The 22,964-nt window shown below is 70.2% G+C and carries 19 protein-coding genes and 2 tRNA genes; 14 read left to right on the forward strand and 7 right to left on the reverse strand.

Going from position 1 to position 22,964, the window contains the following annotated elements; all coding sequences use genetic code 11:
• Position 1: 1 nt before the first annotated feature.
• Positions 2 to 2,608, reverse strand: coding sequence for an aminopeptidase N (pepN, locus tag ACXDC7_RS07680; protein ID WP_459221741.1), 2,607 nt, complete (start codon positions 2,606 to 2,608; stop codon positions 2 to 4).
• A 138-nt stretch (positions 2,609 to 2,746) separates the two neighbouring features.
• Between pepN and ACXDC7_RS07685 the strand changes: the two genes are divergently transcribed.
• Positions 2,747 to 3,373: a mycothiol-dependent nitroreductase Rv2466c family protein gene (locus ACXDC7_RS07685; protein ID WP_179444078.1), complete on the forward strand. Its 627-nt coding sequence runs from the start codon at positions 2,747 to 2,749 to the stop codon at positions 3,371 to 3,373.
• A gap of 18 nt (positions 3,374 to 3,391) precedes the next feature.
• On the opposite strand, the gene ACXDC7_RS07690 is transcribed toward ACXDC7_RS07685, so the two are convergent.
• Positions 3,392 to 4,204 carry a hypothetical protein gene (locus ACXDC7_RS07690; protein WP_459221742.1) on the reverse strand — a complete coding sequence of 271 codons (813 nt, stop codon included), beginning with the start codon at positions 4,202 to 4,204 and terminating at the stop codon, positions 3,392 to 3,394.
• Between the two features lie 37 nt (positions 4,205 to 4,241).
• Between ACXDC7_RS07690 and ACXDC7_RS07695 the strand changes: the two genes are divergently transcribed.
• From ACXDC7_RS07695 to ACXDC7_RS07710, 4 genes are all read left to right on the forward strand, one after another.
• Positions 4,242 to 4,694 carry a ribose-5-phosphate isomerase gene (locus ACXDC7_RS07695; RefSeq protein WP_179444076.1) on the forward strand — a complete coding sequence of 151 codons (453 nt, stop codon included), beginning with the start codon at positions 4,242 to 4,244 and terminating at the stop codon, positions 4,692 to 4,694.
• 3 nt (positions 4,695 to 4,697) lie between these two features.
• Positions 4,698 to 5,522: an Fpg/Nei family DNA glycosylase gene (locus tag ACXDC7_RS07700; protein WP_459221743.1), complete on the forward strand. Its 825-nt coding sequence runs from the start codon at positions 4,698 to 4,700 to the stop codon at positions 5,520 to 5,522.
• Entirely contained in the window at positions 5,495 to 6,862 is a 1,368-nt protein-coding gene (locus ACXDC7_RS07705; RefSeq protein WP_459221744.1) for a hypothetical protein, read from the forward strand. Before ACXDC7_RS07700 ends, ACXDC7_RS07705 begins: the two co-directional genes overlap by 28 nt.
• A 46-nt stretch (positions 6,863 to 6,908) precedes the next feature.
• Positions 6,909 to 6,981 (forward strand) — tRNA-Pro (locus tag ACXDC7_RS07710).
• A gap of 61 nt (positions 6,982 to 7,042) precedes the next feature.
• Here ACXDC7_RS07710 and ACXDC7_RS07715 read toward each other — a convergent pair.
• Complete coding sequence (locus ACXDC7_RS07715; RefSeq protein ID WP_459221745.1) at positions 7,043 to 8,248, reverse strand: MFS transporter; 1,206 nt, start codon at positions 8,246 to 8,248, stop codon at positions 7,043 to 7,045.
• 127 nt (positions 8,249 to 8,375) lie between these two features.
• Between ACXDC7_RS07715 and ACXDC7_RS07720 the strand changes: the two genes are divergently transcribed.
• The 3 genes from ACXDC7_RS07720 (at position 8,376) to ACXDC7_RS07730 (ending at position 9,955) form a co-directional block, all read left to right on the forward strand.
• On the forward strand, positions 8,376 to 9,044 hold the full coding sequence (locus ACXDC7_RS07720) for a FadR/GntR family transcriptional regulator (RefSeq protein ID WP_459221746.1): 669 nt from the start codon (positions 8,376 to 8,378) through the stop codon (positions 9,042 to 9,044).
• 95 nt (positions 9,045 to 9,139) lie between these two features.
• Positions 9,140 to 9,213 (forward strand) — tRNA-Gly (locus ACXDC7_RS07725).
• A 145-nt stretch (positions 9,214 to 9,358) separates the two neighbouring features.
• Entirely contained in the window at positions 9,359 to 9,955 is a 597-nt protein-coding gene (locus tag ACXDC7_RS07730) for a hypothetical protein (RefSeq protein ID WP_459221747.1), read from the forward strand.
• Positions 9,956 to 9,966: 11 nt separating this feature from the next.
• Here the strand turns inward: ACXDC7_RS07730 and ACXDC7_RS07735 are convergent, their stop codons facing one another.
• Entirely contained in the window at positions 9,967 to 10,890 is a 924-nt protein-coding gene (locus tag ACXDC7_RS07735; RefSeq protein WP_179446400.1) for a DMT family transporter, read from the reverse strand.
• A gap of 117 nt (positions 10,891 to 11,007) precedes the next feature.
• Between ACXDC7_RS07735 and tig the strand changes: the two genes are divergently transcribed.
• The 5 genes from tig (at position 11,008) to ACXDC7_RS07760 (ending at position 15,848) form a co-directional block, all read left to right on the forward strand.
• Positions 11,008 to 12,429, forward strand: a complete 1,422-nt coding sequence (gene tig / locus ACXDC7_RS07740; RefSeq protein WP_459221748.1) for a trigger factor — start codon at positions 11,008 to 11,010, stop codon at positions 12,427 to 12,429.
• A gap of 120 nt (positions 12,430 to 12,549) precedes the next feature.
• Positions 12,550 to 13,167, forward strand: coding sequence for an ATP-dependent Clp protease proteolytic subunit (locus ACXDC7_RS07745; protein WP_179446399.1), 618 nt, complete (start codon positions 12,550 to 12,552; stop codon positions 13,165 to 13,167).
• A gap of 8 nt (positions 13,168 to 13,175) precedes the next feature.
• A complete protein-coding gene (locus tag ACXDC7_RS07750) occupies positions 13,176 to 13,835 on the forward strand; it encodes an ATP-dependent Clp protease proteolytic subunit (protein ID WP_179444069.1) in 660 nt (219 codons plus the stop codon).
• A gap of 150 nt (positions 13,836 to 13,985) precedes the next feature.
• Positions 13,986 to 15,281 (forward strand): ATP-dependent Clp protease ATP-binding subunit ClpX, encoded by a 1,296-nt coding sequence (gene clpX, locus ACXDC7_RS07755; protein ID WP_179444068.1) that lies wholly within the window; start codon positions 13,986 to 13,988, stop codon positions 15,279 to 15,281.
• An 84-nt stretch (positions 15,282 to 15,365) separates the two neighbouring features.
• Entirely contained in the window at positions 15,366 to 15,848 is a 483-nt protein-coding gene (locus ACXDC7_RS07760; RefSeq protein ID WP_179444067.1) for a hypothetical protein, read from the forward strand.
• 39 nt (positions 15,849 to 15,887) lie between these two features.
• Here the strand turns inward: ACXDC7_RS07760 and ACXDC7_RS07765 are convergent, their stop codons facing one another.
• Complete coding sequence (locus ACXDC7_RS07765) at positions 15,888 to 16,409, reverse strand: DinB family protein (RefSeq protein ID WP_459221749.1); 522 nt, start codon at positions 16,407 to 16,409, stop codon at positions 15,888 to 15,890.
• A gap of 10 nt (positions 16,410 to 16,419) precedes the next feature.
• Positions 16,420 to 19,017, reverse strand: a complete 2,598-nt coding sequence (gene valS / locus ACXDC7_RS07770) for a valine--tRNA ligase (RefSeq protein WP_179444065.1) — start codon at positions 19,015 to 19,017, stop codon at positions 16,420 to 16,422.
• A gap of 136 nt (positions 19,018 to 19,153) precedes the next feature.
• Here valS and ACXDC7_RS07775 point away from each other — a divergent pair, with 136 nt between their 5' ends.
• Positions 19,154 to 20,569 (forward strand): bifunctional folylpolyglutamate synthase/dihydrofolate synthase, encoded by a 1,416-nt coding sequence (locus ACXDC7_RS07775; protein ID WP_179444064.1) that lies wholly within the window; start codon positions 19,154 to 19,156, stop codon positions 20,567 to 20,569.
• Here ACXDC7_RS07775 and ACXDC7_RS07780 read toward each other — a convergent pair whose 3' ends face one another.
• A complete protein-coding gene (locus ACXDC7_RS07780; protein WP_459221750.1) occupies positions 20,570 to 22,954 on the reverse strand; it encodes a TIM-barrel domain-containing protein in 2,385 nt (794 codons plus the stop codon).
• Positions 22,955 to 22,964 lie beyond the last annotated feature (10 nt).

The raw sequence follows: 22,964 nt of genomic DNA on the forward strand, positions 1-22,964 counted from the left end.
ATCAGTCCCGTCCGGCGTCGCTCGCCGCGGCATTGAACTCCTGGCAACGCAGGGCGCGCCGGGTGTCGTCGAGCTGCTCGGTCAGGATCCGCGCCACCGAGTCGGTCAGTTCGCGTTCACCCATCCACTCCTGCGCCCGCGCCACGAAGTCGGCATCGGCCACGACCCTCGGGTAGAGCATCTCCAGCACGTTCTGCGACGCCTGCGATCCCCGCTGCGGCCAGTCGCCCCGCGCGGCGGAGATGTCGTCGGCGACGGCCAGATAGCGTTCCGCGTAGGGGGCCAGCACCTCGGCCTGCCCGGGCTGGTTGAACGACGCGCAGATCTGGCGAAGGGTCTCGTTCGGCACCGACGGATCCGCCGTCGCGGCCTGCCAGGCCTGTTCCTTGGCCTCCGCGGTGTTGCCGGCGGCCCGCGCGGCCGCCGCCCTTTCGGCGCCAGTGATCGTCTGGTCCCGTTCGGCCTCCGCGGCGATCTCGGCCTCACCGACAGCGCCGAGGCGCGAGAGCTGGTTGATCAACCACCAGCGCAGCTCCTGATCGATGGCGAGGCCCTCGGGCGCCTCGTCCCCGGCCAGCCAGCCACGCAGCAACTCCGCTCCGGCGTCGTTGTGCACCGCACCCGCGAGGGCGCGGGCGAAGGCGAGCTGATGATCGGAACCGGGCTCGGCATCCTTCAGCAACCGCGCCAGGCCGGCGACGAACCGGTCGGCCACGGTGCTCGCCCGACCGGCAGGCAGGAAGCGGTCCACGGCCAGGCCCGCCTGGCCGAGGCTGCGCTGCACCGCCGTCAGGTCGGATTCGGCCCCCATCCCGGCCAGCACCAGCTCGACATAGTCGGCGACCGGGAGTTCGGCGTCGCGGCACATGTCCCACGCCGCGCCCCGCAGCAGCGCCCGCGGCAGCTCCGCCGCCAGTCGGGGCAGGTGCGCGGTCGCGGTCGCCGAGGACCGCTCGTCGAGGCGCACCTTGGCATAGCTCAGGTCGTCGTCGTTGAGCAGGATCAGGTCCGGGCGGGCCAGCCCGATCAGCTCGTCGATCTCGGTGGACGCGCCGTCGATGTCGGTCTCCACCCGCTCGGTGCGGACAAGTTGATCATCGCGCAGCCGGTAGAGCCCGATCGCGATCCGGTGCGGGCGCAGCGTCGGCCAGTTCTCCGGCGCCTCCTGCAGCACCGCGAACCGGGTGAAATTCCCGGCATCGTCGACGTCGAAGTCCGCGCGCAGGGTGTTCACCCCGGCTCGTTCCAGCCAGGCGGCCGACCACGCGGCAAGATCACGGCCGGACTCGGCCGTCAGCGCTCGCAACAGATCGGCCAACTCGGTATTGCCCCAGGCATGCTCGGCGAAGTAGCTGCGCAGCCCGGCGAGGAACTTCTCCCGCCCGACGAAGGCGACCAGTTGCCGCAGTGCGGACGCGCCCTTGGCGTAGGTGATCCCGTCGAAGTTCAGCTCCACCGCGGCCAGATCGACCATGTCCGCGGCGATCGGGTGCGAGGTCGGAAGTTGATCAACGCGGTACGCCCAGGTCTTGCGCGAGGCCCCGAACATCGCCCAGGCGTGATCAGGATCGTCGTAGATCAGCGACTGGGCGAAATGCGATGCCCACTCGGCGAACGACTCGTTCAACCACAGATCGTCCCACCAGCGCATGGTGACCAGGTCGCCGAACCACATGTGGGCAAGCTCGTGCAGGATGGTGTTGTCGCGGCTCTCGTAGGCGGCGGTGGTGACCCGGGAGCGGAACAGGTACTCGTCGCGGAACGTCACGCAGCCCGCGTTCTCCATCGCCCCCATGTTGTACTCGGGCACGAATGCCTGGTCATAGCTGCCGAACGGGTACGGCTGACCGAAGTGCTCCTCGAAGACGTCGAAACCCTTGGTCGTGGTCTCCCAGATCCGGTCGGCGTCGAGATGATCAACCAGCGACCGCCGCGCGACCAGCGACATCGGCACGACGGTGCCCGCGGCCGTGGTGTGCTCGCGCGTCACCCGGTGGTAGTCGCCGGCGACCAGCGCCGTGATGTAGGTCGAGATCGGCTTCGTGGTCTCGAAGGTCCACTGGGCGAAGCCGTCGCCGATGTCGGTCGGGTCGCCGGCGACGGTGTTGCTGATCACGGTCCAGTCGCGTGGCGCCCGGATCACGAAGTCGAAGGTGGCCTTCAGGTCGGGCTGCTCGAAGTTGGCATACATCCGCCGGGCATCCGCGGTCTCGAACTGCGTGTAGAGATAGGTACGCCCGTCGGCCGGGTCGACGAACCGGTGCAGCCCCTCGCCGGAACGGCTGAACCGGTGGATGGCGGTGATCGCCAGGCGATGATCACCCTCGGTCAGCCGCAGCGGCAACCGCGTACCCTCGAAACCGGAGACGTCGATCGGGGTGCCGTCGAGCCGGGCGTCGAGGATCCGCTCGGCGATCACGTCGACATGGGTGTCGCCGGCCTTCGAGGAGAAGTTGATCACCGATGTCGCGCCGAAGGTGGCGTCCGGCTCGGGCAGCGCGGTGCCGTCGGGCAGCCGCCCGGTCAGGTCCACCGTCACGTGGTAGTTCCGGGTGGAGACCAGCGCGGAGCGCGCGGCTGCCTCCTCGCGCGTGATATTCGCGTACATCTGCGCGACCTCTCGTCCAGTTCGAGTTGCACCTTGTCGGAGGGTGCATGCCAACAATCAAAGTCCCCCGACACTACTCACGATCATGGCGCACCGAGTGCCCGGGGGCCGGGATTTGGCCGTGACTAGGCTGAGGGCATGTCCGAGACGACGACTGGCGAGCGCCAGCAGGTTGACCTGTGGTTCGATCCGATCTGCCCGTGGGCGTGGATGACCTCGCGCTGGCTGCTGGAGGTGGAGAAGGTCCGGCCGATCACGGTCCGGTTCCATGTGATGAGTCTGTCGGTGCTGAACGAGGGGCGCGACGATCTCCCCGAGCAGTACCGGGAACTGATGAAGAGCGGCTGGGGCCCGGTCCGGGTCTGCATCGCGATCGAGCAGCAGTACGGGCCGGAGAAGCTCGCGGAGTTCTACACCGCGATCGGCACCAGGATCCATCCCGGTCAGGAGGGCCGGGGGCCCGAGGTGATCGAGGCGGCGCTGGCCGATGTCGGGCTGCCGGCCGACCTGGTCCGCTACGCCGACAGCGACGAGCTGGACGAGGCGCTGCGGGCCTCGCACCACGAGGGCATGGACCCGGTGGGCGACGAGGTCGGCACGCCGGTGATCAGGATCAACGGCAAGTCGCTGTTCGGCCCGGTGATCAGCCCCGCCCCGAAGGGCGAGACCGCCGGCCGGCTGTTCGACGGGGTGGAGCTGGTCACCGCCTACGACGGCTTCTTCGAGCTGAAGCGCACGCGCACCGTCGATCCGATTTTCGACTGACCCGGGCTTCGACTGAAATCAGGGCGCGGCGGCACCGGTCGCCGCGCCCATCAGCGCGGTCCAGGCGCCGTCGTCGGTGAGTGAGCCGCCGACGCCGATGTCGGCGAGCACCCGCCCGGTCGCGGCGCGGGTCGCGTCGTCCCAGCGTCCGGTGATCGGCACGTCGAGGCCGTACAGATAGCTGCACACGGCCTGGACGCCCTGCAGTTGCGTCCGCGAGCGCGTGGAGAAACGCGCCAGCTCCGCACCGGAGGCCCCGTTGTCGACGTGGATGTGGTTGCGATGCGCGTCGTTGTAGAGATAGGTGACCACATAGGAGAAGTGCCGGTGCAGGCTGGCCGCCAGCGCCCAGTAGCGCCGCCGCTGCGTCGGCAGGTCCGCCGCCTCCCGCCACAGGTCGTTGCGGCAGGAGACGATCTCGGCATCGCCGCGGACCAGCCGGGCGAAGTCGAGCGCCCGCCCGGAATGGTGCCAGGAATCGCAACTGCCCGACCCGTCGATCCAGGCGCCATACGTCCGGATCCGGTCCGGCGCGCCGAGGCCGGCGCGGGCATCGAAGAACTCCAGCCACCCGTCGAGCTGGCGGGCGAAATCGGCGTCGATGTTGAACGGCTGGGCCCGGTCGTTCTCCTCGTAGGCCAGTTCGGCCTCGCCGATGCCCGCGCGCCGCTGCGTCGCCGACCGGGGTACGCAGTAGGCCCGATCGCCGTCGCGCTCCCCGCCGCCCCGCCGGTCCAGGCCGCAGCCGGCGAGCAGGCTCGCGGCGCCGATGCCCGCACCGGCGCCCAGCAGGCGGCGGCGGGCGATCACGGACTCCACCGTATGTGCCATGGGGTATGCGCAGTAGGGAATGCGCAATAGTTGGGCCATGCGCGTACACCTCGCCGCCGATCACGCCGGCTTCGAACTCAAGGCCGCCCTCGCTGATGCCCTCGCCGCCGACGGACACGAGGTCGTCGATCATGGCGCGGCCGCCTACGACGCCGACGACGACTACCCGGCCTACTGCATCGCCGCGGCCGAGGCGGTGCGCGACGACCCGGGCTCGCTCGGGATCGTCATCGGCGGCTCGGGCAACGGCGAACAGATCGCCGCGAACAAGGTCGAGGGGATCCGGGCCGCGCTGATCCACAGCACCGAGACCGCGCGGCTGGCCCGCGAACACAATGACGCCCAGGTCGCGGGCATCGGTGCGCGCATGCACACCCCCGACGCCGCGATCGAGCTGGCCCGGATCTTCGTGGGTACGCCGTTCTCGAACAATCCACGCCACGTCCGCCGGATCGAGCAGGTCGCCGCCTACGACGCAGCCCGCGGCTGACGGATGCCCGAGGGTCACACCCTGCGCCGGTTGGCGCTCGATCTGGACGACGCGTTCTCGGGCACCGCGCCGCGGGTGAGCAGCCCGCAGGGACGGTTCGCCGAGGGTGCCGCGCTGCTGGACGGCATGCCCTATGCGGGCGCGATCAACAACGGCAAGCAACTGTTCGTCGGTTTCGGTCCGGACGACGAACACCCCGACGGCGCGCGGGTCCTGCACATCCATCTCGGGCTGATCGGTTCGATGCGGTTCGACGCACCGCTGCCGGCGCCGGCACGGTTGCGGATCGAGCTGCCCGACGGGCCGGTGGCGGAGCTGCGCGGGCCACAGACCTGTGCGCTGATCACGCCCGGCGAGCGGCAGGCGATCGAGGCCCGGCTGGGTCCGGACCCGTTGCGCGCCGATGCCGATCCGGATCGCGCCTGGCAGCGGATCCGCCGATCGAGCAAGCCGATTGCGGCGCTGCTGATGGACCAACAGGTGCTGTCGGGAATCGGCAACGTCTATCGGGCGGAGGTGTTGTTCCGGAACCGGATCAATCCCGACACCCCCGGCAAGGCGCTGAAGCCGGCGAGCTGGCGCGCGATCTGGGCGGATCTGGTCGAGCTGATGCCGACGGGCGTGATCGACAACCGGATCGACACGGTACGCCCGGAGCACACCCCGGAGGCGATGGGCCGCGAACCGCGCGTCGATGATCACGGCGGCGAGGTCTATGTCTACCGGCGCCATGATCAGCCCTGCCTGGTCTGCGGGTCGCGGGTGCGCACCCGGGTGCTCGAGGGCCGCAATCTCTTCTGGTGCGGGAAATGTCAGCGGCGCGGCTGATCATCGACGGCCGGCCGCTGGAGGTCGGCGACGACGGTGCGGCCGCCGCGCCGGGGGTCGCGGTGCGGCTGGTCGGCGTACTGATCGACGGCGGGCGCACGGAGATCACCGACTGGACGGTGCAGGCCGATCCCGACGAGGTGAACCTGGCCGGGGAGCTGCCGGGTCTACGGGTCGACCAGCGGCACGGCGCCGACACGGCCTGGAACTGGCGGCTCCGGCTGGCCGCCACCGGCGACGCGGAGGTACGCGTCGCGCCGATCGTCGAGATCGCCGCCGCCGACGGATGGGTACGCCGGGCCTGGGCCGGCGGCACGGATGCGTTGATCACCGTGCGCGTGCCCGGCGAACCGCTGTGGGCCTGGCGGCCGCGGCTCGGGGCGCTCGCCGTGGGGGAGCCGGGCGAGCTTGCCGTGGGCGGACCCGATGATCCGGCCGGCCCGGCGGAGTTGATCATGGCCGAGCGGGTGCTCGCACCCGGGGAGGCCTACGCCGTGCACTGGCGGGGCGAGCTGCTGCCCGATCCCGCCGCGGCGGCGGCGCTGCTGCCGGCGTGGCTACCCGATCGGCTCGAACTGGCCGACGACGCCGAGTGGGAGCTCGAGCTGCCCGATGCCGCCGTCGTGGGCGTACCCGGTGGTCCCGGTGTGCACCGGGCGCTGGTGCACGCCGGCACCGGAAGCACCGAGTTGATCATCAGCGTCCCGCAGGATCTGCCGATGCTGTTGGACGCGGCGGCCGGGGCGATCATGGCCCGCGGTGGCCGGGGCGGGGCGGATGCCGTCGTGTTGTTGCACACCGCGGCGATCGGCCCGCAGCACGGGGCGATCGAGGAGGCCGAGCTCGCGGTCCAGCGGCCGGCCTTCGACGATCCGCTGGCCGTGATCGCCGTCGCGACCGGGGTGAACGTCGCCGGCTGGAACGACGGGGAGATCGGGGCCGAACTGGTCGACGCGGCGCGGGCCCTGCCGGGCCCCGGGGGCGATCTCGCGCGCCTGCACGTGCGCGCCGCGTCCCTGGTGGCCGGTGCGGAGGCCGGGGTCGGGCAGGTGCACGGCGGCGCCGCTCCCGAGGAGATCCTGGCCCGGCTGGGGTCGGGACTGCCCGGCGAGACCGACGGGGCGAGCCCGGCATCGACCGGCCTGGCGCTGGCCTGGGCGGCAACGCTGCCGGAGGAGTTGTGGGCACGATTCGCCGACGGGCTGGCCGCGCCGCCGGGGGAGATCTTCGACCGGGCGCGGAGCTGGGCGCTGGCCCGGCTGCGCCCGGGCGACGCCTCGCCGCGGGCCGTCGAGGCGCTGGCCTGGCTGGCGATCCACCAGCAGCTCGTCCGGGGCTGACGGGGGCGCTGGTCCGCTAGACTCACGCCGTTGCGGTACGCCGCAGCGGGGCGTGGCCCAGTGGCTAGGGCACCTGCTTTGGGAGCAGGGGATCGCAGGTTCGAGTCCTGTCGCCCCGACGGGGTGATGTCTCACGACATCGGCATGGCCCGATCGACGCAGTCCCGAGGCCGGAGTGTGTCACGAAGGCTCCGTGGCGGCTGGTGCGGCGACCTCCGGCGCGGCGGGTCGGGTGCGTTCCCGCAGCAAGAAGCTTGCGGCCAGCGCGATCACCAGCAGGCCCGTCATGAGCGCCATCGTGGTGCGGATGCTCGTGGCGTCGGCGAGCGCACCGAGAGCAGGGCTGGCCAGCCCGCCGAGGGAGAGGGTGAGCCCGAGAGTGACGCCGCTGGCAAGCCCGATCCGGCTCGGCAGGTAGGAGTGGGCGAGCGTGATCTGCGGCGCGAAGGGGATGAACAGCGCGATTCCCAGTGCTCCCGACCCGATGACGACGATCGCGGGGGAGGGGGCGAGCACGATGAGCAGCATGGAGCACGCAGCGGCCAGGTACCCGCAGCGAATGACGGTGAAGCGCCGATATCGGTCGGCGAGCCACCCGCCAGCCAGGGTGCCGATCGCGCCCGCGGCCGGGAAGACCGACAGCGCGATCGATGCGACGGCCGCGTCCACCTGGAAGCGTTCGATGGAGTAGAGCGTAATGAAGGACGACACGCCGACGTAGGTGATCGACCAGAACGCGACCAGTCCTACCAACAAGGCGAAGAGCACCCATGCATCGTCCATTCGGGGCGGGCCTGCCGGCTGATCGCTGGTGGGCACTGCCGACCGGGACGAGGCCCGTCCCGCCAGCCACGCGCGGGTCAGGTACGGAATTGCCACAGCAACAGCCGGAGCCGCGAGGAGTGGGGTGGCGCCCAGGCCCAGGGTCCCGACCACGAGGATCACCGCGGTGGGCGCGAGTGCGGCGCCGACATTGCCGCCGACGGCGAACATGCTCATCGAACCGTTCGAGCCACCGCCGGCCTGCCGCGCCGCCACGGTCGCGGCCGGGTGATAGGCGGCGACGCCGATCCCCGAGATCGCGATGACGATCCAGGTGAGCCAGTAGGTCTGCGACACCAGCCCGCTGACGGCGACACCGGCGGACGCCATGCCAAGTCCGGCGATGACGAGCCACCGGAGACGGAAACGATCGCAGAGATAGCCGAACGCCGGTTGCGCAATACTGGACAACGATGTTGCCGCGAGCGTGATTCCCGCAGCCGCGGCGTAGTCGTAGCCTCGCTCGAGGACGAAGAATGGCAAGAGTGCTGCAATGGCCCCCGGGTAGAAGTCGTTGGCCGCATGGGTGGCGGTCAGGATCCACAGACCGGTCCGACGCTTCACGTGACTGCGCTTCGAGGTCTCGTGGTTCGGCTCCGCTCGTCCATTGCCATGTCCTTGTCGTGCGATCGACGGCGTTTGCGAAGTACTTTAGGCAGGAATAACTCCTCAGACAAGCTGAGAGGTGTGGATGAACACGATACGGCGCGCCCCGCTGGCCGAGCAGGCCGCAGAAGCTCTCCTGTCGCGCGTCCGAGCGGGAGAGTGGGGGCTTGGTCACAAGCTCCCGGGGGAGACGACGCTGTCGGTGCAGCTCGGTGTCGGGCGTTCGACGGTGCGGGAGGCCATCCGCGACCTCGCTGGTCGTGGGGTGCTGGAGAGTCGTCAGGGAGCGGGCGTCTTCGTCACGTCGCTGGAGCCGGCAGACGACTGGGACACGGTGTTGGCGCGGGCGGACGTCGTTGCCGTGATCGAGGCCAGGGTCGCGATCGAGGCGGAGGCCGCAGCACTCGCGGCCGGACGGCGGACCCCGGCGGATCTGCGCGCTCTGCGGCGGACTCTCGCTGATCGGTCGAAGCTGGGCACGAGTCCGCAGGTGCACGTGGACGCGGACATGGCATTCCATCGCGCGGTCGTGGTGGCGGCGCACAACGAGGTGTTGTCGGAGTTGTTCGACGCGTTCGTGCCGCGGGTTCACCGGGCGATGGTCGACATGCTCAAGATCAGCCCGCTGCCGTGGGAGGACGCGGACCATGCTTCGCACGAGGTCTTGTTCGAGGCGATCCGGGCTCGTGACCCGCTCGCCGCGGCGGAGGCGAGCCGTTCGCAGTTGCAGACCCTGAAAGACCTGTACTCATGATCGCCCGGCTCGGCCGACCGATCCCGTCCGGGCCAGTCCAACTACTCCGCAGGTCATCCGTGCGCTAGCCTGAGAGACGCCCGGAGACGGGCGACGCGGATGTAGCTCAATGGTAGAGCCTCAGTCTTCCAAACTGATTACGCGGGTTCGATTCCCGTCATCCGCTCCATTTCTCGGCCGTCCCGATGCCCGTATTTCTACGGGTCTTCGGCCACCGCGGGGCGCACGCGACCTGCGCGGCCCTCGCTGCTGCCTACCGTGTTGGGCGGGTCCGGATCAGGGCCCCCCGGAGAGCAGCGACGAGCGGATGGACCATGATCAGACAAACCCTGGTGGCGGCGGCGACGGCCGCGCTGTTCCTGGCCGGCTGCGGCACTCAGCCTGCTCCCGAGCCGCCGACGGATGCACCCGTCCCGCAGCCGAGTTCCCTTCCGACCGGTGCGGGGCCGACCGGTGAGGGGCCGACCGGAGGCGGGACGGCGGCCGCCGGCGAGCCGACGCCCGTGCCCGGCGGGGGCTGGGCCTACGGCACGTATTCGGACGGTACGCCGGTTGCCGCGGTGGCGGACACGACGGGTGGAGCCGTACTGGAAATCGCGTACTCCGACGTCTGGGGAGACGGTGCCGCCCTGCGCGCGGAAGGGCTGACCCTGGAGGAGCTGACCGAACTCTGTCCGCTCGGCTGCGACGGCACCATCGCCTACGACGGCGGGGCACCGGAAGAGCTCTCGATCACGGTGCCGGAGGCGCCCGACCGCCCGTCGTTGGCTCTCCAGGATCTGCGCGAGGTGATCTGGCCGAAGCTCCGCGAGGCCAGCAAGGTGACGATAGCCGTCGATGACACCGACGTGAGCTGGACATTCGACGTCGCCGGCATCGATCCGTCCAAGGTCCCCGGTCTCGACGCCTGACGGGGCTGCCGCTAGTCCGTGCGGGCCGGCTGCGGAACCCGCACGGCGGGCCGTTCGGCGCGCTGTTCGTGCAGGGCCAGCGCCACCACGCTGACCAGCACGACGCCCAGACCCACCCATTGGCTGGGCGCCAGGCTGGCACCCAACAGCGTCACGCCGACCAGCGCTGCGGTCAGCGGAAAGGCCAGCTCGGCCAAGGTCGCGCGGGAGGCGGCCGTCCGGCGCAGCCCGTGGTAATAGAGCAACAGCGCCGCCAGCCCGGGGATCAGCGCGAGCGACAGGATCGAGCCCCAGGTCGACACGGGCATGATCATCGGCGTACCGAGCGCAGCGTTGATGATCACCAACGCGACGAAACCGCCGGCGAAGCGCAGAGCGGTCACCTGCCAGAAGGTCAGTTGCGCCGATACCGCCCGGCCGAGCACGGTGCCGAGCGCCCACAGCGCGGCGGCACCCACGCCGAGCAAGGCCGGTACCAGCGACCGAATGCCCACCTGCAAGGGATTCGGGAAGGCCATCAACCACGCGCCGGCCAGCGCGGGGACCGCGAACAGCCAGAACCGGCCGCGTACCCGCTCGCCCAGCAGCAGGGCGGCGAGCCCGATCGCCAGCAGCGGCTGGAGCTTCTGCAGCACCTGCGGGCTGATCGGGTCGCCGTAGGCGAAGGCCGCCGTGAACAGCGTGGTGGCCAGCGCCGAGGAACCACCGCCGATCACCAGCACGGCCACGACGGTGCGCGCCGAGGATCGCCGCAGGGCCCGGATCGCGCCGGGCAACAGGGGACTCACCAACACCACCAGGAACAGGTGCTCCCACAACACGACCGAGGTCGAGGGGTAGGCCCGCGACAGCGGCGCGCGCAACAGTCCGGAGAAGCCCCACAGGGCAGCCGCCAGGGCAATCAGCCAGGTCCGGTCCGCGGCGCCACGTCGCATCACGGCGTGAGGCTAGCGCGCGGGTTGGGCGCGCGGGCGCCGGGCTGGCTACCATGGCCGGGTTATCCGCGCGGGCGGCCGCGCCCGCCAGCACACGATCATTCCCGGGAGACCATCTTGCCCAGCACCGTCGAGCAGCTCAGCCCGTCGCGCGTGAAGATCACCATCGAGGTGCCGTTCGCGGACCTGAAGCCGAGCCTGGACAAGGCGTACGCGCAGATCGCGAAGCAGGTGACGATCCCCGGCTTCCGCAAGGGCAAGGTCCCGCCCGCGGTGATCGACCAGCGGTTCGGCCGCGGAGCGGTGCTGCAGGAGGCGATCAACGATGCGCTGCCCGACCAGTACTCCAGGGCCGTCGTCGAGCACGAGCTGAACCCGCTGGCGCAGCCCGAGATCGAGGTGACGCGGCTGGAGGACGGCGATGTCGTCGAGTTCACCGCCGATGTGGTGGTACGCCCGGACTTCGAACTGCCCGACTTTGCCGACGTCTCTGCCACCGTCGACCCGCTGAGCGTCGACGACGCGGTGGTCGATGAGCAGATCGACCTGCTCCGGCAGCGTTTCGGCACCCAGCACGACGCCGACCGCCCGGCCGCCGACGGCGACATCGTGACCATCGACCTGCTCGGCCGCAAGGGCGGCGAGGAGCTTGACGACGCCACCGCCGAGGGCATCCAGTACAAGGTCGGCGCCGGCGGCATGCTGGACGGCCTGGATGACGCGGTCACCGGCCTGAGCGCGGGGGAATCGAAGGAGTTCACCTCCACGCTGGTCGGTGGGCCGCTGCGTGGCGAGGAGGCCGACATCACCGTCACGGTGCAGAAGGTCGCCGAGCAGGAGCTGCCGGAGGCCGACGACGAGTTCGCCCAGCTCGCCTCCGAGTTCGACACCATCGACGAGATGCGCGCCGACCTGCGGACCCGGGTCGAGCAGATGGCCCGCCTGGACCAGGCCGCGCAGGCCCGCGACCGGGTGCTGGAGGCGGTCATCGCTGATCTCGACTTCGAGGTGCCGGAGAGCCTGCTCGAGTCCGAGACCCGCGCCCGGCACGAGCAGATCAACGCCCAGCTCGCGCAGGCCGGCCTGACCCTGGACCAGTACCTCGCCGATGCCGAGGAGGAGCAGACCGCCGAGGAGTTCTGGGCCGATGTCGACACCCGCTCGGCCCAGGCGCTGAAGGCGCAACTGGTGCTGGACAAGGCCGCCGACGAGCTCGAGGTCGGCGTCGACCAGGCCGATCTGACCCAGCATCTGGTCCGCCGGGCGCAGCAGAACAACAGCACGCCCGAGGCCGAGGCCCAGCACATGATGGAGCACAACCACACCGGGGAGTGGATGACCGAGATCCGGCGCGGCAAGGCCCTCGCCGCGCTGGTCGCCGCGGCAACGGTCACCGACAGCGACGGCAATGCCGTCGACCTGGCCAACCTGCGTCCCGACGGCAGCATCGGCGAGGCCGCCCCGGCCGACGACGCGGCCGATGAGGCGGCGGGCGACGCCGCGGACGAGCCGGCCGCCGAGGAGGCTCCGAAGGCCTGAGGGCGCGCTGTCGGCGTACCCGCTGCGCCGACAGCGAACACGCCGCGGGCGCCGTCCGGTTTGTCCGCCCGGACCGGTACGTTCGTCGGTGTGAACGCACCAGACAAGCACACCGCGGCCGTGGCCGACGTGCGGGCCGCGACCTCCGCCCCGGCCGGCTTCGGGCTGACCGACAACGTCTATTCCTCGCTGCTGGCCAACCGGATCATCTTCCTCGGCTCCGAGGTCAAGGACGAGAACGCCAACGCGATCTGCGCGCAGATGTTGCTGCTCAATGCCGAGGACGCCGATTCCGACATCTGGCTCTACATCAATTCCCCGGGCGGTTCGGTCGACTCCGGGATGGCGATCTTCGACACCATGAAGTGGATCTCCAACGACGTGGCGACCGTCGCCATGGGCCTCGCGGCGTCGATGGGCCAGTTCCTGCTCAGCGCGGGCACCAAGGGCAAGCGGTACGCCCTGCCGCACAGCCGGATCATGATGCACCAGCCCTCGGGTGGGCTCGGCGGCACCGCGTCCGACATCCGGATCCAGGCCGAGCAGTCGCTGCACATCAAGCAGCAGATGGCCTCGTTGATCGCCGAGCACACCGGCCAGCCGCTGGAGCAGATCGAGCGCGACTCCGATCGCGACCGCTGGTTCACCGCCGAGCAGGCCAAGGACTACGGCTTCATCGACCACGTCTTCGAGCGCGCCGCCCAGATCCCCACCGGCGACGACGCCCCCAACCAGTGAGGCACCCCATGAACATCAATCCCAGCCAGCCGGGCGGGTACGCCCCCGCGGGCCCGGCGATGGACTACTTCATCCCGCAGTGGGAGGAGCGCACCTCCTACGGCATCCGCCGCGTCGACCCCTACACCAAGCTGTTCGAGGACCGGATCATCTTCCTCGGCACGCCGATCACCGACGACATCGCCAACGCGGTGATGGCGCAGTTGCTCGTGCTGCAGTCGATGGACGCGGACCGCCAGATCAGCATGTACATCAACAGCCCGGGCGGCTCGTTCTCCGCGATGACGGCGATCTACGACACGATGCGCTACATCAAGCCGCAGGTGCAGACGATCTGCCTCGGGATGGCCGCGTCGGCCGCCGCGGTGATCCTCGCCGCGGGCGCCAAGGGGCAGCGGCTGATGCTGCCGAACAGCACCGTGCTGATCCACCAGCCCTACACCAGCCAGGGCAGCTACGGACAATCCTCGGACCTGGAGATCCAGGCCAAGGAGATCCTGCGGATCCGCGAGCTGATGGAGACGATGATCGCCGAGGCGAGCGGCAAGGACCGCGAGCAGGTGAGCCTGGACGTCGAGCGCGACAAGTACCTGACGGCCGAGCAGGCCAAGGAGTACGGCATCGTGGACGATGTGTTGACGTCGCTGAAGGACGTCGAGCCGAACTGATCGATCCCGACCCGCGGCGCGGGGCGAAACACCCCCGGAATTGTCCGCGTCGCGGGTTAGGGTGGAGTCGGCAGTTGCCGGCGCCGACGGTGCCGGGCAGCGGTTGGTTGACACGGCGGACTGTTCGCACGGTGGATGGAGAGTGGACGCATGGCACGGATCGGTGAGAGCGGCGACCTGCTCAAGTGTTCCTTCTGCGGAAAGAGCCAGAAACAGGTCAAGAAGCTCATCGCGGGCTCGGGTGTCTACATCTGCGACGAGTGCATCGAGCTGTGCAACGAGATCATCGAGGAGGAGCTGTCCGGCGCCTCCGAGACCGGTCTGCTCGAGGAGTTGCCCAAGCCGGTGCAGATCCGGGAGTTCCTCGACACCTACGTGATCGGGCAGGACCCGGCGAAGAAGGCGCTCGCCGTCGCCGTCTACAACCATTACAAGCGGGTGCAGGCCCAGGCGCAGGCGCCGTCCGGTCGGCGGGCCGCCGAGGACGACGGGGTCGAGCTCGGCAAGTCGAACATCTTGCTAATCGGCCCGACCGGCTGCGGCAAGACATATCTCGCCCAGACCCTCGCCCGGATGCTGAACGTGCCGTTCGCGATGGCCGATGCGACCGCGCTCACCGAGGCTGGCTATGTCGGCGAGGATGTCGAGAACATCTTGCTCAAGCTGATCCAGGCCGCCGACTTCGACGTGAAGAAGGCTGAGACCGGGATCATCTACATCGACGAGATCGACAAGGTCGCCCGCAAGTCGGAGAATCCGTCGATCACCCGTGATGTGTCCGGCGAGGGCGTGCAGCAGGCGTTGCTGAAGATCCTCGAGGGGACCACCGCCTCGGTGCCGCCGCAGGGCGGTCGCAAGCACCCGCACCAGGACTTCATCCAGATCGACACGACCAATGTGTTGTTCATTGTCGGCGGCGCGTTCGCCGGCCTGGACCACATCATCGACGAGCGGGTCGGCAAGCGGCCGATCGGCTTCAACAACGACCTCGAGTCCCGGCGCCCGCCCGCGGAGGATCCGTATGCGGAGGTACGCCCGGAGGATCTGGTCAAGTTCGGCCTGATCCCCGAGTTCATCGGCCGGCTGCCCATGATCAGCACCGTCGCCCCGCTCGATCGCGAGGCGCTGATCCGGATCCTCACCGAGCCGAAGAATGCGCTGGTCAAGCAGTTCCGCAAGCTGTTCGAGCTGGACGGCGTCGAGCTGGAGTTCACCCCCGAGGCCGTCGAGGCGATCGCCGACCTCGCGCTGCTTCGTGGCACCGGCGCGCGCGGTCTGCGCGCGATCCTCGAGGAGGTGCTGCTGAACGTGATGTTCGACGTGCCCAGTGCCGAGGACATCGCCCGGGTGATCATCACCGAGGACGTGGTCAACGACAATGTCGTGCCCACGCTCGTGCCGCACGCCAAGCTCCCGCGCCGGGAGCGCAAGGAGAAGAGCGCCTGACGCGCCGGGTGCGTCTCCATCGGGGCTGACCCCGTCGGCCGCTACCGTCGTGCTCGTTGTCCGCGACCTGGAAGGCACCATCAGATGAAGATCAAGTCCCTCACACTCGGCGTGCTCGGTGCCGCGATGTCCGGCATGTTGCTGCTCGCCGGTTGCGGCGGAGCTCCGGCCGTTCAGGACCGCCCGACGGAGCCGGCGCAGACCCAGGACGCCGGCGACGAGCAGGGCGGCGAGGAGACCTCCGCGGGCGAGGCGTCGCCGGACACGGGCGGCGAGTCGACCGACAGCTCGGGCGGTGAGGCCGCCGGCAAGCCCAGCCTGGACGACGTGAAGTCGGGCCTGAGCACCTGGCTGAAGGAGAACGACCCGACCGGCACGCTCGGCTCCCTGCCGCAGGACATGGTGAAGAAGCTCACCGACTGCTGGGCCGAGGCGGCCTACGATCAGCTCAGCGCCGAGACGCTGCAGCAGCTGGCCGACGCGACCACCCCGTCCAATGCCGGCGATCTGCAGAAGCTGAGCGAGATCTTCTCCAGCCAGGAGTGCCAGCAGGCCGTCACCGGTTGAGCCGGGCACGTCTGATCGACGCGGCCGGGCTCGCGCCGATCATTCGCCGGTACGCCCGTCGATCAGCTCGCGCACGATGTCGAGATGGCCGAGGTGGCGGGCGTACTCGTTGATCACATGTACGCAGATCCACGCCAGGCTGGCCGGCGGCCGAGGTTCGAACCGCGGGCCGGCCGGCGCGATCTCGTCCAGCGCGTGCTCGGCGAGCACCTGCCGGGTGAGCGCGCCGCCGGCGCGCAGCGCCTCGACCAGCGCCGGCAGGTTCTCCTCCGCACCGACGTGCCAGGCGCCGTCCGGGTCATCGTCGGCGGTGTCGCCCCACGGGCGGTCCACCCGGGAGCCGAGGAACCCCCAGACGAACCAGCGCCGCTCCATGAACACCAGGTGCTTGATCAACTCGATCGGTGACCAGCCCGAGGGCAGCCTGCTCGCCCGGAGTTGAGCATCGTCGAGATCGGCAACTCGTTCGATCACCGACTCCCGGTAGAAGTCCAGGTAGTCGGCGAACAGGGCGGCGACATCGGTCGACGAAGCGGGCTCGGGGAACTTCGGCTCCGGCATCGCTGCGGCCTCAGCCGGCCTGCGGCACGAGCTGTGCCTCGACCGCGATCGGGGCGTCGTCGGCGGCCCAGTCGATCTCGCCGGTGATCCGACCGACCGCGCGCAGGTCGCCTTCGGCGGCCCGCAGCCGGTCCAGCGATGCCGTCGGCCCGCTGACCCGGGCGCGTTCGATCTCGGTCTTCATCGACACCTTGGCCTGCGACTTCGCGCCGCGCAGTGCCACCAGCGCCGCCGCCACGTCGGTCACCGCGGCCGCGTCGCCGGACGTGGTGATCTCGGCGGCGTCGGGCCAGGCGGCGGTGTGGATCGAGCCGTCGCGCCACCACGACCAGACCTCCTCGGTGACGAAGGGCAGGAACGGCGCGAGCAGTCGCAACAACACGTCCAGCGAGTACGCCAGCGCAACCTGCGCCGAGCGGGCAGCCTGTTCGCCGCGCGCCCCGTAGGCGCGCTCCTTGACCAGCTCCAGGTAGTCGTCGCAGAACGCCCAGAAGAACGCCTCGGTGACCTCCAGCGCCCCGGTGTAGTCGAAGGCCTCGAACCGCGCGGTCGCCGTCTCGATCACCGCCTTCAGCGCCTCGAGCTGCGCCAGGTCGGCCGGCTCGTTGACCACGGCCAGATCCGTGGCCGACCCGTAGCCGAGCACGAACTTCGACGCATTGAGCACCTTCATCGCGAGCCGGCGGCCCACCTTCATCTGCGTCTCGTCGAACGGCGAGTCCAGCCCCGGCCGGGCCAGCGCTGCGCGCCAGCGCACGGCATCGGCGCCGTAGCGCGCCAAGATCTCGGTCGGCACCACGACATTGCCCTTGGACTTCGACATCTTCTTGCGGTCCGGGTCGACCACGAACCCGCTGATCATGGACCGGTACCAGGGCAGCGAGTGGTTGGCCAGGTGCGCCCGCACCACCCGGGCGAACAGCCAGGTCCGGATGATGTCGTGGGCGTGGGTGTTCAGGTCCATCGGGAAGGTCAGCCCGAACAGCTCGGGATCGCGCCCGCCCCAGCCCGTCGCGATCTGCGGCGTCAGCGACGAGGTCGCCCAGGTGTCCATCACATCGGGGTCGCCGACGAACCCGCCGGGCTCGCCGCGCTGCGCCTCAGTGTAGCCGGCCGGCACATCGCTCGCCGGGTCGACCGGCAGTTGATCTTCGGTCGGCAGCAGCGGGTTGGCGTGGTCGGGCTCGCCCGCGTCGTCCAGGGCGTACCAGACCGGGAACGGTACGCCGAAGTAGCGCTGCCGGCTGATCAGCCAGTCGCCGTTCAGGCCGCCCACCCAGTTCTCATAGCGGTGCTCCATGAACTCCGGCACCCACGCCAGTTCGCGCCCGCGCGCGAGCAGTTCCTCGCGCAGCCCGGCGTCGCGGCCGCCGTTGGTCAGGTACCACTGCCGGGTGGAGACGATCTCCAGCGGCTTGTCGCCCTTCTCGTAGAAGTTGGCCTTGCGCTGGGTCGGCTCGGGCTCGCCGGCGAGGTCGCCGGAGTCGCGCAGCAGCGAAACCATCGCCTCGCGCGCGGAGAACACGGTCTTGCCGGCCAGCTCGGCGTACGGGCCGGCGTTGACCAGCCAGTCCGGGGTCTCGCGGCTCAGCCGTCCGTCGCGGCCGATGATCACCCGGGTCGGCAGTTGCAGCTCGCGCCACCAGGCGACGTCGGTCAGGTCGCCGAAGGTGCAGCACATCGCGATGCCCGCGCCCTTGTCCATCTCGGCGGCCGGGTGGGCCAGCACCGGGACCTCGACGTCGAAGATCGGCGACGTCACCGTCTCGCCGAACAGCGGCTGGTAGCGCTCGTCGTCGGGGTGGGCGATCAGCGCCACGCAGGAGGCGACCAGCTCGGGCCGGGTGGTCTCGATCCGCACCGGCGTACCGTCCGCGCGGTGGAAGTCGATCTTGTGGTAGGCGCCGGGGTAGTCGCGGGCCTCCAGCTCGGCCTGGGCCACCGCGGTCTGGAACGTCACGTCCCACAGGGTCGGCGCCTGCGACAGGTACGCCTCTCCGCGCGCCAGGTTCTCCAGGAATGCCTTCTGGGAAACGAATCGCGTGTCGTCGGAGATCGTCGTGTAGAGCAGCGACCAGTCGACGCTCAGGCCGACCCGGCGCCACAGGTCCTCGAACACCTTCTCGTCGATGTGGGTGAGCTCGGCGCACAGCTCGACGAAGTTGCGCCGGCTGATCGGGAGCTGCCGCTTCGGGTCCGGCTTGGCCGGGGGCGCGAAGTCCGGGTCGTAGGGGACGGCCGGGTCGCAGCGCACGCCGTAGTAGTTCTGCACCCGCCGCTCGGTCGGCAGGCCGTTGTCGTCCCAGCCGATCGGATAGAACACGTGCTTGCCGCGCATCCGCTGGTAGCGCGCGATCAGGTCGGTGTGGGTGTAGGAGAACACGTGCCCGACGTGCAGGCTGCCGGAGACCGTCGGCGGGGGAGTGTCGATGGAGAACACCTGCTCCCGAGACTCCGGACGGGTGAAGGCGTAGGTGCCGGCATCGCGCCAGGCGGCCAGCCACTTGTCCTCCAGCCCCTCCAGGGCGGGCTTGTCCGGTACGCGTACCTCCCGCGCTCCCGAGCCGGTGGTGGGTTCGGTGGCGGCGCGCTGCGTATCGGTCGTCATGAGCTGCAATCCTACGGATCGGGCCGAAGCGGCGCACGTTCGTGCCGCCGGACCGAGCGGGCCCGAGGCCGGGTCGATGCGTCCCCGGTGAGTGGACGAGGCCGAACACCCGACGCTCCGCCTACAGTTGCCCACCATGAGCCATGCCGAACTCACCGCCGCGCTGACCGCCCGCTGGCCCGAGCACCGGGTCGCCCCCAGCCTGTCCCGCATCCGCGCCCTCTGCGAGCTGCTCGGCGACCCCCAGAACGCCGCCCCGGTGATCACCATCACCGGCACCAACGGCAAGGGCTCGACCGCGATCATGATCGACGCGCTGCTGCGGTCGACCGGCCTGCGCACGGGCCGCTTCTCCAGCCCGCACCTGCGCGACGTGACCGAACGGATCAGCATCGACGGGCGGCCGATCAGCGAGGAGCGGTTCGCAGAGATCTGGGCCGACATCGAGCCCTATGTGGCGATGGTGGACGAGCAACGCCTGGACGGCGTACCGCAGATGACCTTCTTCGAGGTGATCACCGCGATGGCCTTCGCGGCGTTCGCCGATGCGCCGGTGGACGTGGTGATCCTCGAGGTCGGTCTCGGCGGCACCTGGGACGCCACCAGCGTCGCCGACGCCCAGGTCGCCGTGGTCACGCCGATCGACGTCGATCACGCCCACCTGCTCGGCGACACCCCGGCCAAGATCGCGCAGGAGAAGGCGGGGATCATCAAGCCCGGCTCGACCGCGGTGCTGGCCGGTCAGAGCGTCGACGTGGCGAAGGTGCTGCTGGAGCGGTGCGCGGAGGTCGGCGCACCCGCCCTGCGCGAGGGCGTCGACTTCGGCGTGCTGGAGCGCCAGCCCGCGGTCGGCGGGCAGTTGCTGCGGCTGAACGAGCCGCAGGGCACCGTCGGGGACGTGTTCCTGCCGCTCTTCGGAGCCCACCAGGCGGCCAATGCCGCGCTCGCGCTGGCCGCGGTCGAGGTCTTCCTCGGCGGCAAGGATCTCGACGCCCAGGTGATCACCGACGGGTTCGGCGATGTGCGCGCGCCGGGTCGGCTCGAGCTGGCCCGCAGCGCGCCCGCGGTGGTGCTCGACGCCGCCCACAACCCGCACGGCGCGGCTGCGCTGGTCGAGGGGATGCGTGAGGCGTACCACTTCGATCCGCTGATCGGCGTGCTCGCGGTGATGCGCGACAAGGACGCCGAGGCCATGTTGCGGATCCTGGAGCCGATCCTGAACGAGGTGGTCGTCAGCCAGGTCGCCTCCACCGACCGCGGCCTGCCGGCCGCCGAGCTGGGCGAGCTCGCCGAAGGCATCTTCGGCGCCAACCGGGTCAGCGTGCAGCCGCGCCTGGACCGGGCCATCGAGCAGGCCGTCGCGCTCGCCGAGTCCGGCACCGGCGGCGACGAGCTCACCGGGTCCGGGGTGCTGGTCACCGGTTCGGTGATCGCCGTCGGCGAGGCGCGCACACTGCTGGTCGCCGAGGAAGCCGACGAGCCCGTCGTCGACGATTCCGACGACGACGAGATCGAGATCGTCGACGCCGAACTGGTCGACGACGAGGACTGATCAGCGGCTGGTCAGGATCTCGGTCAGCGCGCCGAACAACGCCGGGTCCAGCTCCAGCGCCTCCAGCGCCGCGAGTCGGTCCAGCGGCTGGTCGTGATCGACCAGCAACTGCTGCAACGCCTGCTTGGTCAGCATCTCGACCTGGGAGGTCTGCAACAACTCCATGATCATCTCGTCGTGGCGCGGGGGTGCGATCCGCGGCGTACCGAACGACGCGCGGACGGTACGCCCGACCGGGGTGGCGGGCAGCTCGACGGTCGCGGTCCGCGTCGCCTCGTCCCACGCAGGCTTGCGCGCCCGCGGCCGGTCCACGCCGATCAGCCTGATCACCAGATCGCGCTCGGCGGGCAGCACCGACCGGTCGCCGACCGCCCGATGCACGGTCACCACGCCCGTCCCGTCGTCGTAGGCGATCCGCGTCCGCACGGCACGGGGCTCGGCCGCGTCGTCGTCCTCGTACAGCTCGAACTCGCCGTCGGCGCCGGCGAAGACCAGGATCTCCAGCGACCCCGGGTTCTCGATGCCGTATTCGCCCTCGCCGGTCAGCGGCACGATCGCACCGGCCCGGGCCAGCACGGGATAGCCCGCCAGGGGGCGGTGGAAGGCGGCCACCCGGCCGCCGGTGTAGCGCTGGGTGGTGAAGATGTCGATCCACTCGCCCTCGGGCAGCCAGGCGGTCGAGCGGCCCAGCCGGGTCCGCCGGTCCGCGGGACGGGTGATCGGTGCGATGATCAACTCGGTGCCGAAGTGGGCGGCATTCGGATGCCGGTACGGCTCGGTGCGGGCCGGGTACGACCAGTAGATCGGGCGCACCAGCGGCTCACCGAGCCGGTGGGCACGCTCGTTCATCGTGTAGAGGTAGGGCACCAGCCGGTGCCGCAGCCGGAGGAACTCGCCCATCGTCGCCTCGGCGATGGCGTCGAAGCGCCATGGTTCCTTGGAGGCGAAGGCCGAGTTCGTGCTGTGCAGGCGATTGATCGGGGAGAAGCAGCCGAGCTGCACCCACCGGGTCGCGAGCTCGTCGTCGCGCACGCCCCACGTGTGGCCGCCGACATCGTGGCTCCACCAGCCGTAGCCGACATTGGCCGCGGATGCGGTGAACTCCGGCTGGAAGTCCAGGGATTCCCAACTGATCACCGTGTCGCCGGAGAAGCCGATCGGGTAGCGGTGCGAGCCGAGCCCGGCGTACCGAGAGAAGGTCAGCGGCCGGGCGCCGTTCCGGCCGGAGTCCAGGTAGTGCACGTGGTTCAGCATCCACAGCGGATCCAGCCCCGCCATCGTCGAGTACGGGCCGGACTGCCAGTCCAGCCACCAGAAGTCGACGCCCTCGTCCTCCAGGGGGTGGTGCACAAGATCGAGATAGGGCGGCACGAAGGTCGGGTCGGCGATGTCGAACAGCACCGGTCGTTCGCTGGCCGGGTCGATCCCGCGGGCGCGGGCGATCTCGGGGTAGCGGTCCTCGAAGGCGCGGATGCCGTCGGCCGGGTGCACGTTCAGCGTCACCCGCAGCCCCTGTTCGTGCAGCCAGGCAAGGAATTGCGGCGGATCGGGGAACAGCTCGGTGTTCCAGGAGTATCCCGTCCAGCCCGAGCCGAAGCGCGGGTCGGGATCGGTCCAGTGCCAGTCCATGTCGATCACCGCGACGCTGAACGGCAGGTCCTCGGCGGCGAACCGCCCGATCAGCTCGCGGTACTCCTCGTCGGTGTAGCGGTGGTATCGGCTCCACCAGTTGCCGAACGCATAGCGCGGGAGCATCGGCTGCGGCCCGGCGATCTGGGTGAACTCGCGCACGGCGGCGGCGTAGTCGTGGCCGTGGGCGAAGACGTAGAGATCGCGATTGCCGGGCCGACGCGGCTCGACCCAGCCGCGATCGGTGAGGGCGAGGGTGGCCGAGTCGTCGACCTCGGCGTACCCGTGATGGTTGATCAGCCCCGGGTCGAGCGCGATCCGCCCGTCGACCCCGTCGAGGGTGCGCGCGGTGCCGCCCGGGTTCGAGTCCTCGCCCTCCCACGGATCGGGGGGTACGCCCGGCCGCCACACCGAGTGGTAGTTGGAGATCCCCCCGAGCAGCTCGATCCGCAGCCCGGTCGGGGAGAACTCCTGGCCGTCGTAGCTCAGTCGCAGATGCTCTGTGGTGATCAACACCCCGTCGCCGTCCCGCTCGACGGAGAACGTGGGCACCTCGAGATCGCGGTTGATCACGAGCTGAGTCGCGCGGTCCTCGAACTCGTCGTCGGGCGACCATTCCAGGCGGACCAGGCGGGAACTGAGCATCGTGATCCGCCAGTGGGGCCCGGTGATCACCGCCTCCGGCCGGGCCTCCGGCGTGGTCGCCAGACGCAGATGTGCGGGCAGGGATGGGTGGGTCGGCGTCGACTGGGCCATGCGGACAGTC

This window comes from Naumannella huperziae (assembly GCF_054073625.1).

What these genes read in the sequence shown, in the direction of transcription:
- ACXDC7_RS07750 (WP_179444069.1), top strand. Translation starts at nt 13,176, where the DNA reads ATGAACATCAATCCCAGCCAGCCGGGCGGGTACGCCCCCGCGGGCCCG.
- clpX (WP_179444068.1), top strand. Translation starts at nt 13,986, where the DNA reads ATGGCACGGATCGGTGAGAGCGGCGACCTGCTCAAGTGTTCCTTCTGC.
- ACXDC7_RS07720 (WP_459221746.1), top strand. Translation starts at nt 8,376, where the DNA reads ATGAACACGATACGGCGCGCCCCGCTGGCCGAGCAGGCCGCAGAAGCT.
- ACXDC7_RS07730 (WP_459221747.1), top strand. Translation starts at nt 9,359, where the DNA reads ATGATCAGACAAACCCTGGTGGCGGCGGCGACGGCCGCGCTGTTCCTG.
- ACXDC7_RS07780 (WP_459221750.1), bottom strand. Translation starts at nt 22,954, where the DNA reads ATGGCCCAGTCGACGCCGACCCACCCATCCCTGCCCGCACATCTGCGT.
- valS (WP_179444065.1), bottom strand. Translation starts at nt 19,017, where the DNA reads ATGACGACCGATACGCAGCGCGCCGCCACCGAACCCACCACCGGCTCG.
- ACXDC7_RS07775 (WP_179444064.1), top strand. Translation starts at nt 19,154, where the DNA reads ATGAGCCATGCCGAACTCACCGCCGCGCTGACCGCCCGCTGGCCCGAG.
- ACXDC7_RS07690 (WP_459221742.1), bottom strand. Translation starts at nt 4,204, where the DNA reads ATGGCACATACGGTGGAGTCCGTGATCGCCCGCCGCCGCCTGCTGGGC.
- ACXDC7_RS07700 (WP_459221743.1), top strand. Translation starts at nt 4,698, where the DNA reads ATGCCCGAGGGTCACACCCTGCGCCGGTTGGCGCTCGATCTGGACGAC.
- ACXDC7_RS07695 (WP_179444076.1), top strand. Translation starts at nt 4,242, where the DNA reads ATGCGCGTACACCTCGCCGCCGATCACGCCGGCTTCGAACTCAAGGCC.
- pepN (WP_459221741.1), bottom strand. Translation starts at nt 2,608, where the DNA reads ATGTACGCGAATATCACGCGCGAGGAGGCAGCCGCGCGCTCCGCGCTG.
- ACXDC7_RS07685 (WP_179444078.1), top strand. Translation starts at nt 2,747, where the DNA reads ATGTCCGAGACGACGACTGGCGAGCGCCAGCAGGTTGACCTGTGGTTC.
- ACXDC7_RS07760 (WP_179444067.1), top strand. Translation starts at nt 15,366, where the DNA reads ATGAAGATCAAGTCCCTCACACTCGGCGTGCTCGGTGCCGCGATGTCC.
- ACXDC7_RS07735 (WP_179446400.1), bottom strand. Translation starts at nt 10,890, where the DNA reads ATGCGACGTGGCGCCGCGGACCGGACCTGGCTGATTGCCCTGGCGGCT.
- ACXDC7_RS07765 (WP_459221749.1), bottom strand. Translation starts at nt 16,409, where the DNA reads ATGCCGGAGCCGAAGTTCCCCGAGCCCGCTTCGTCGACCGATGTCGCC.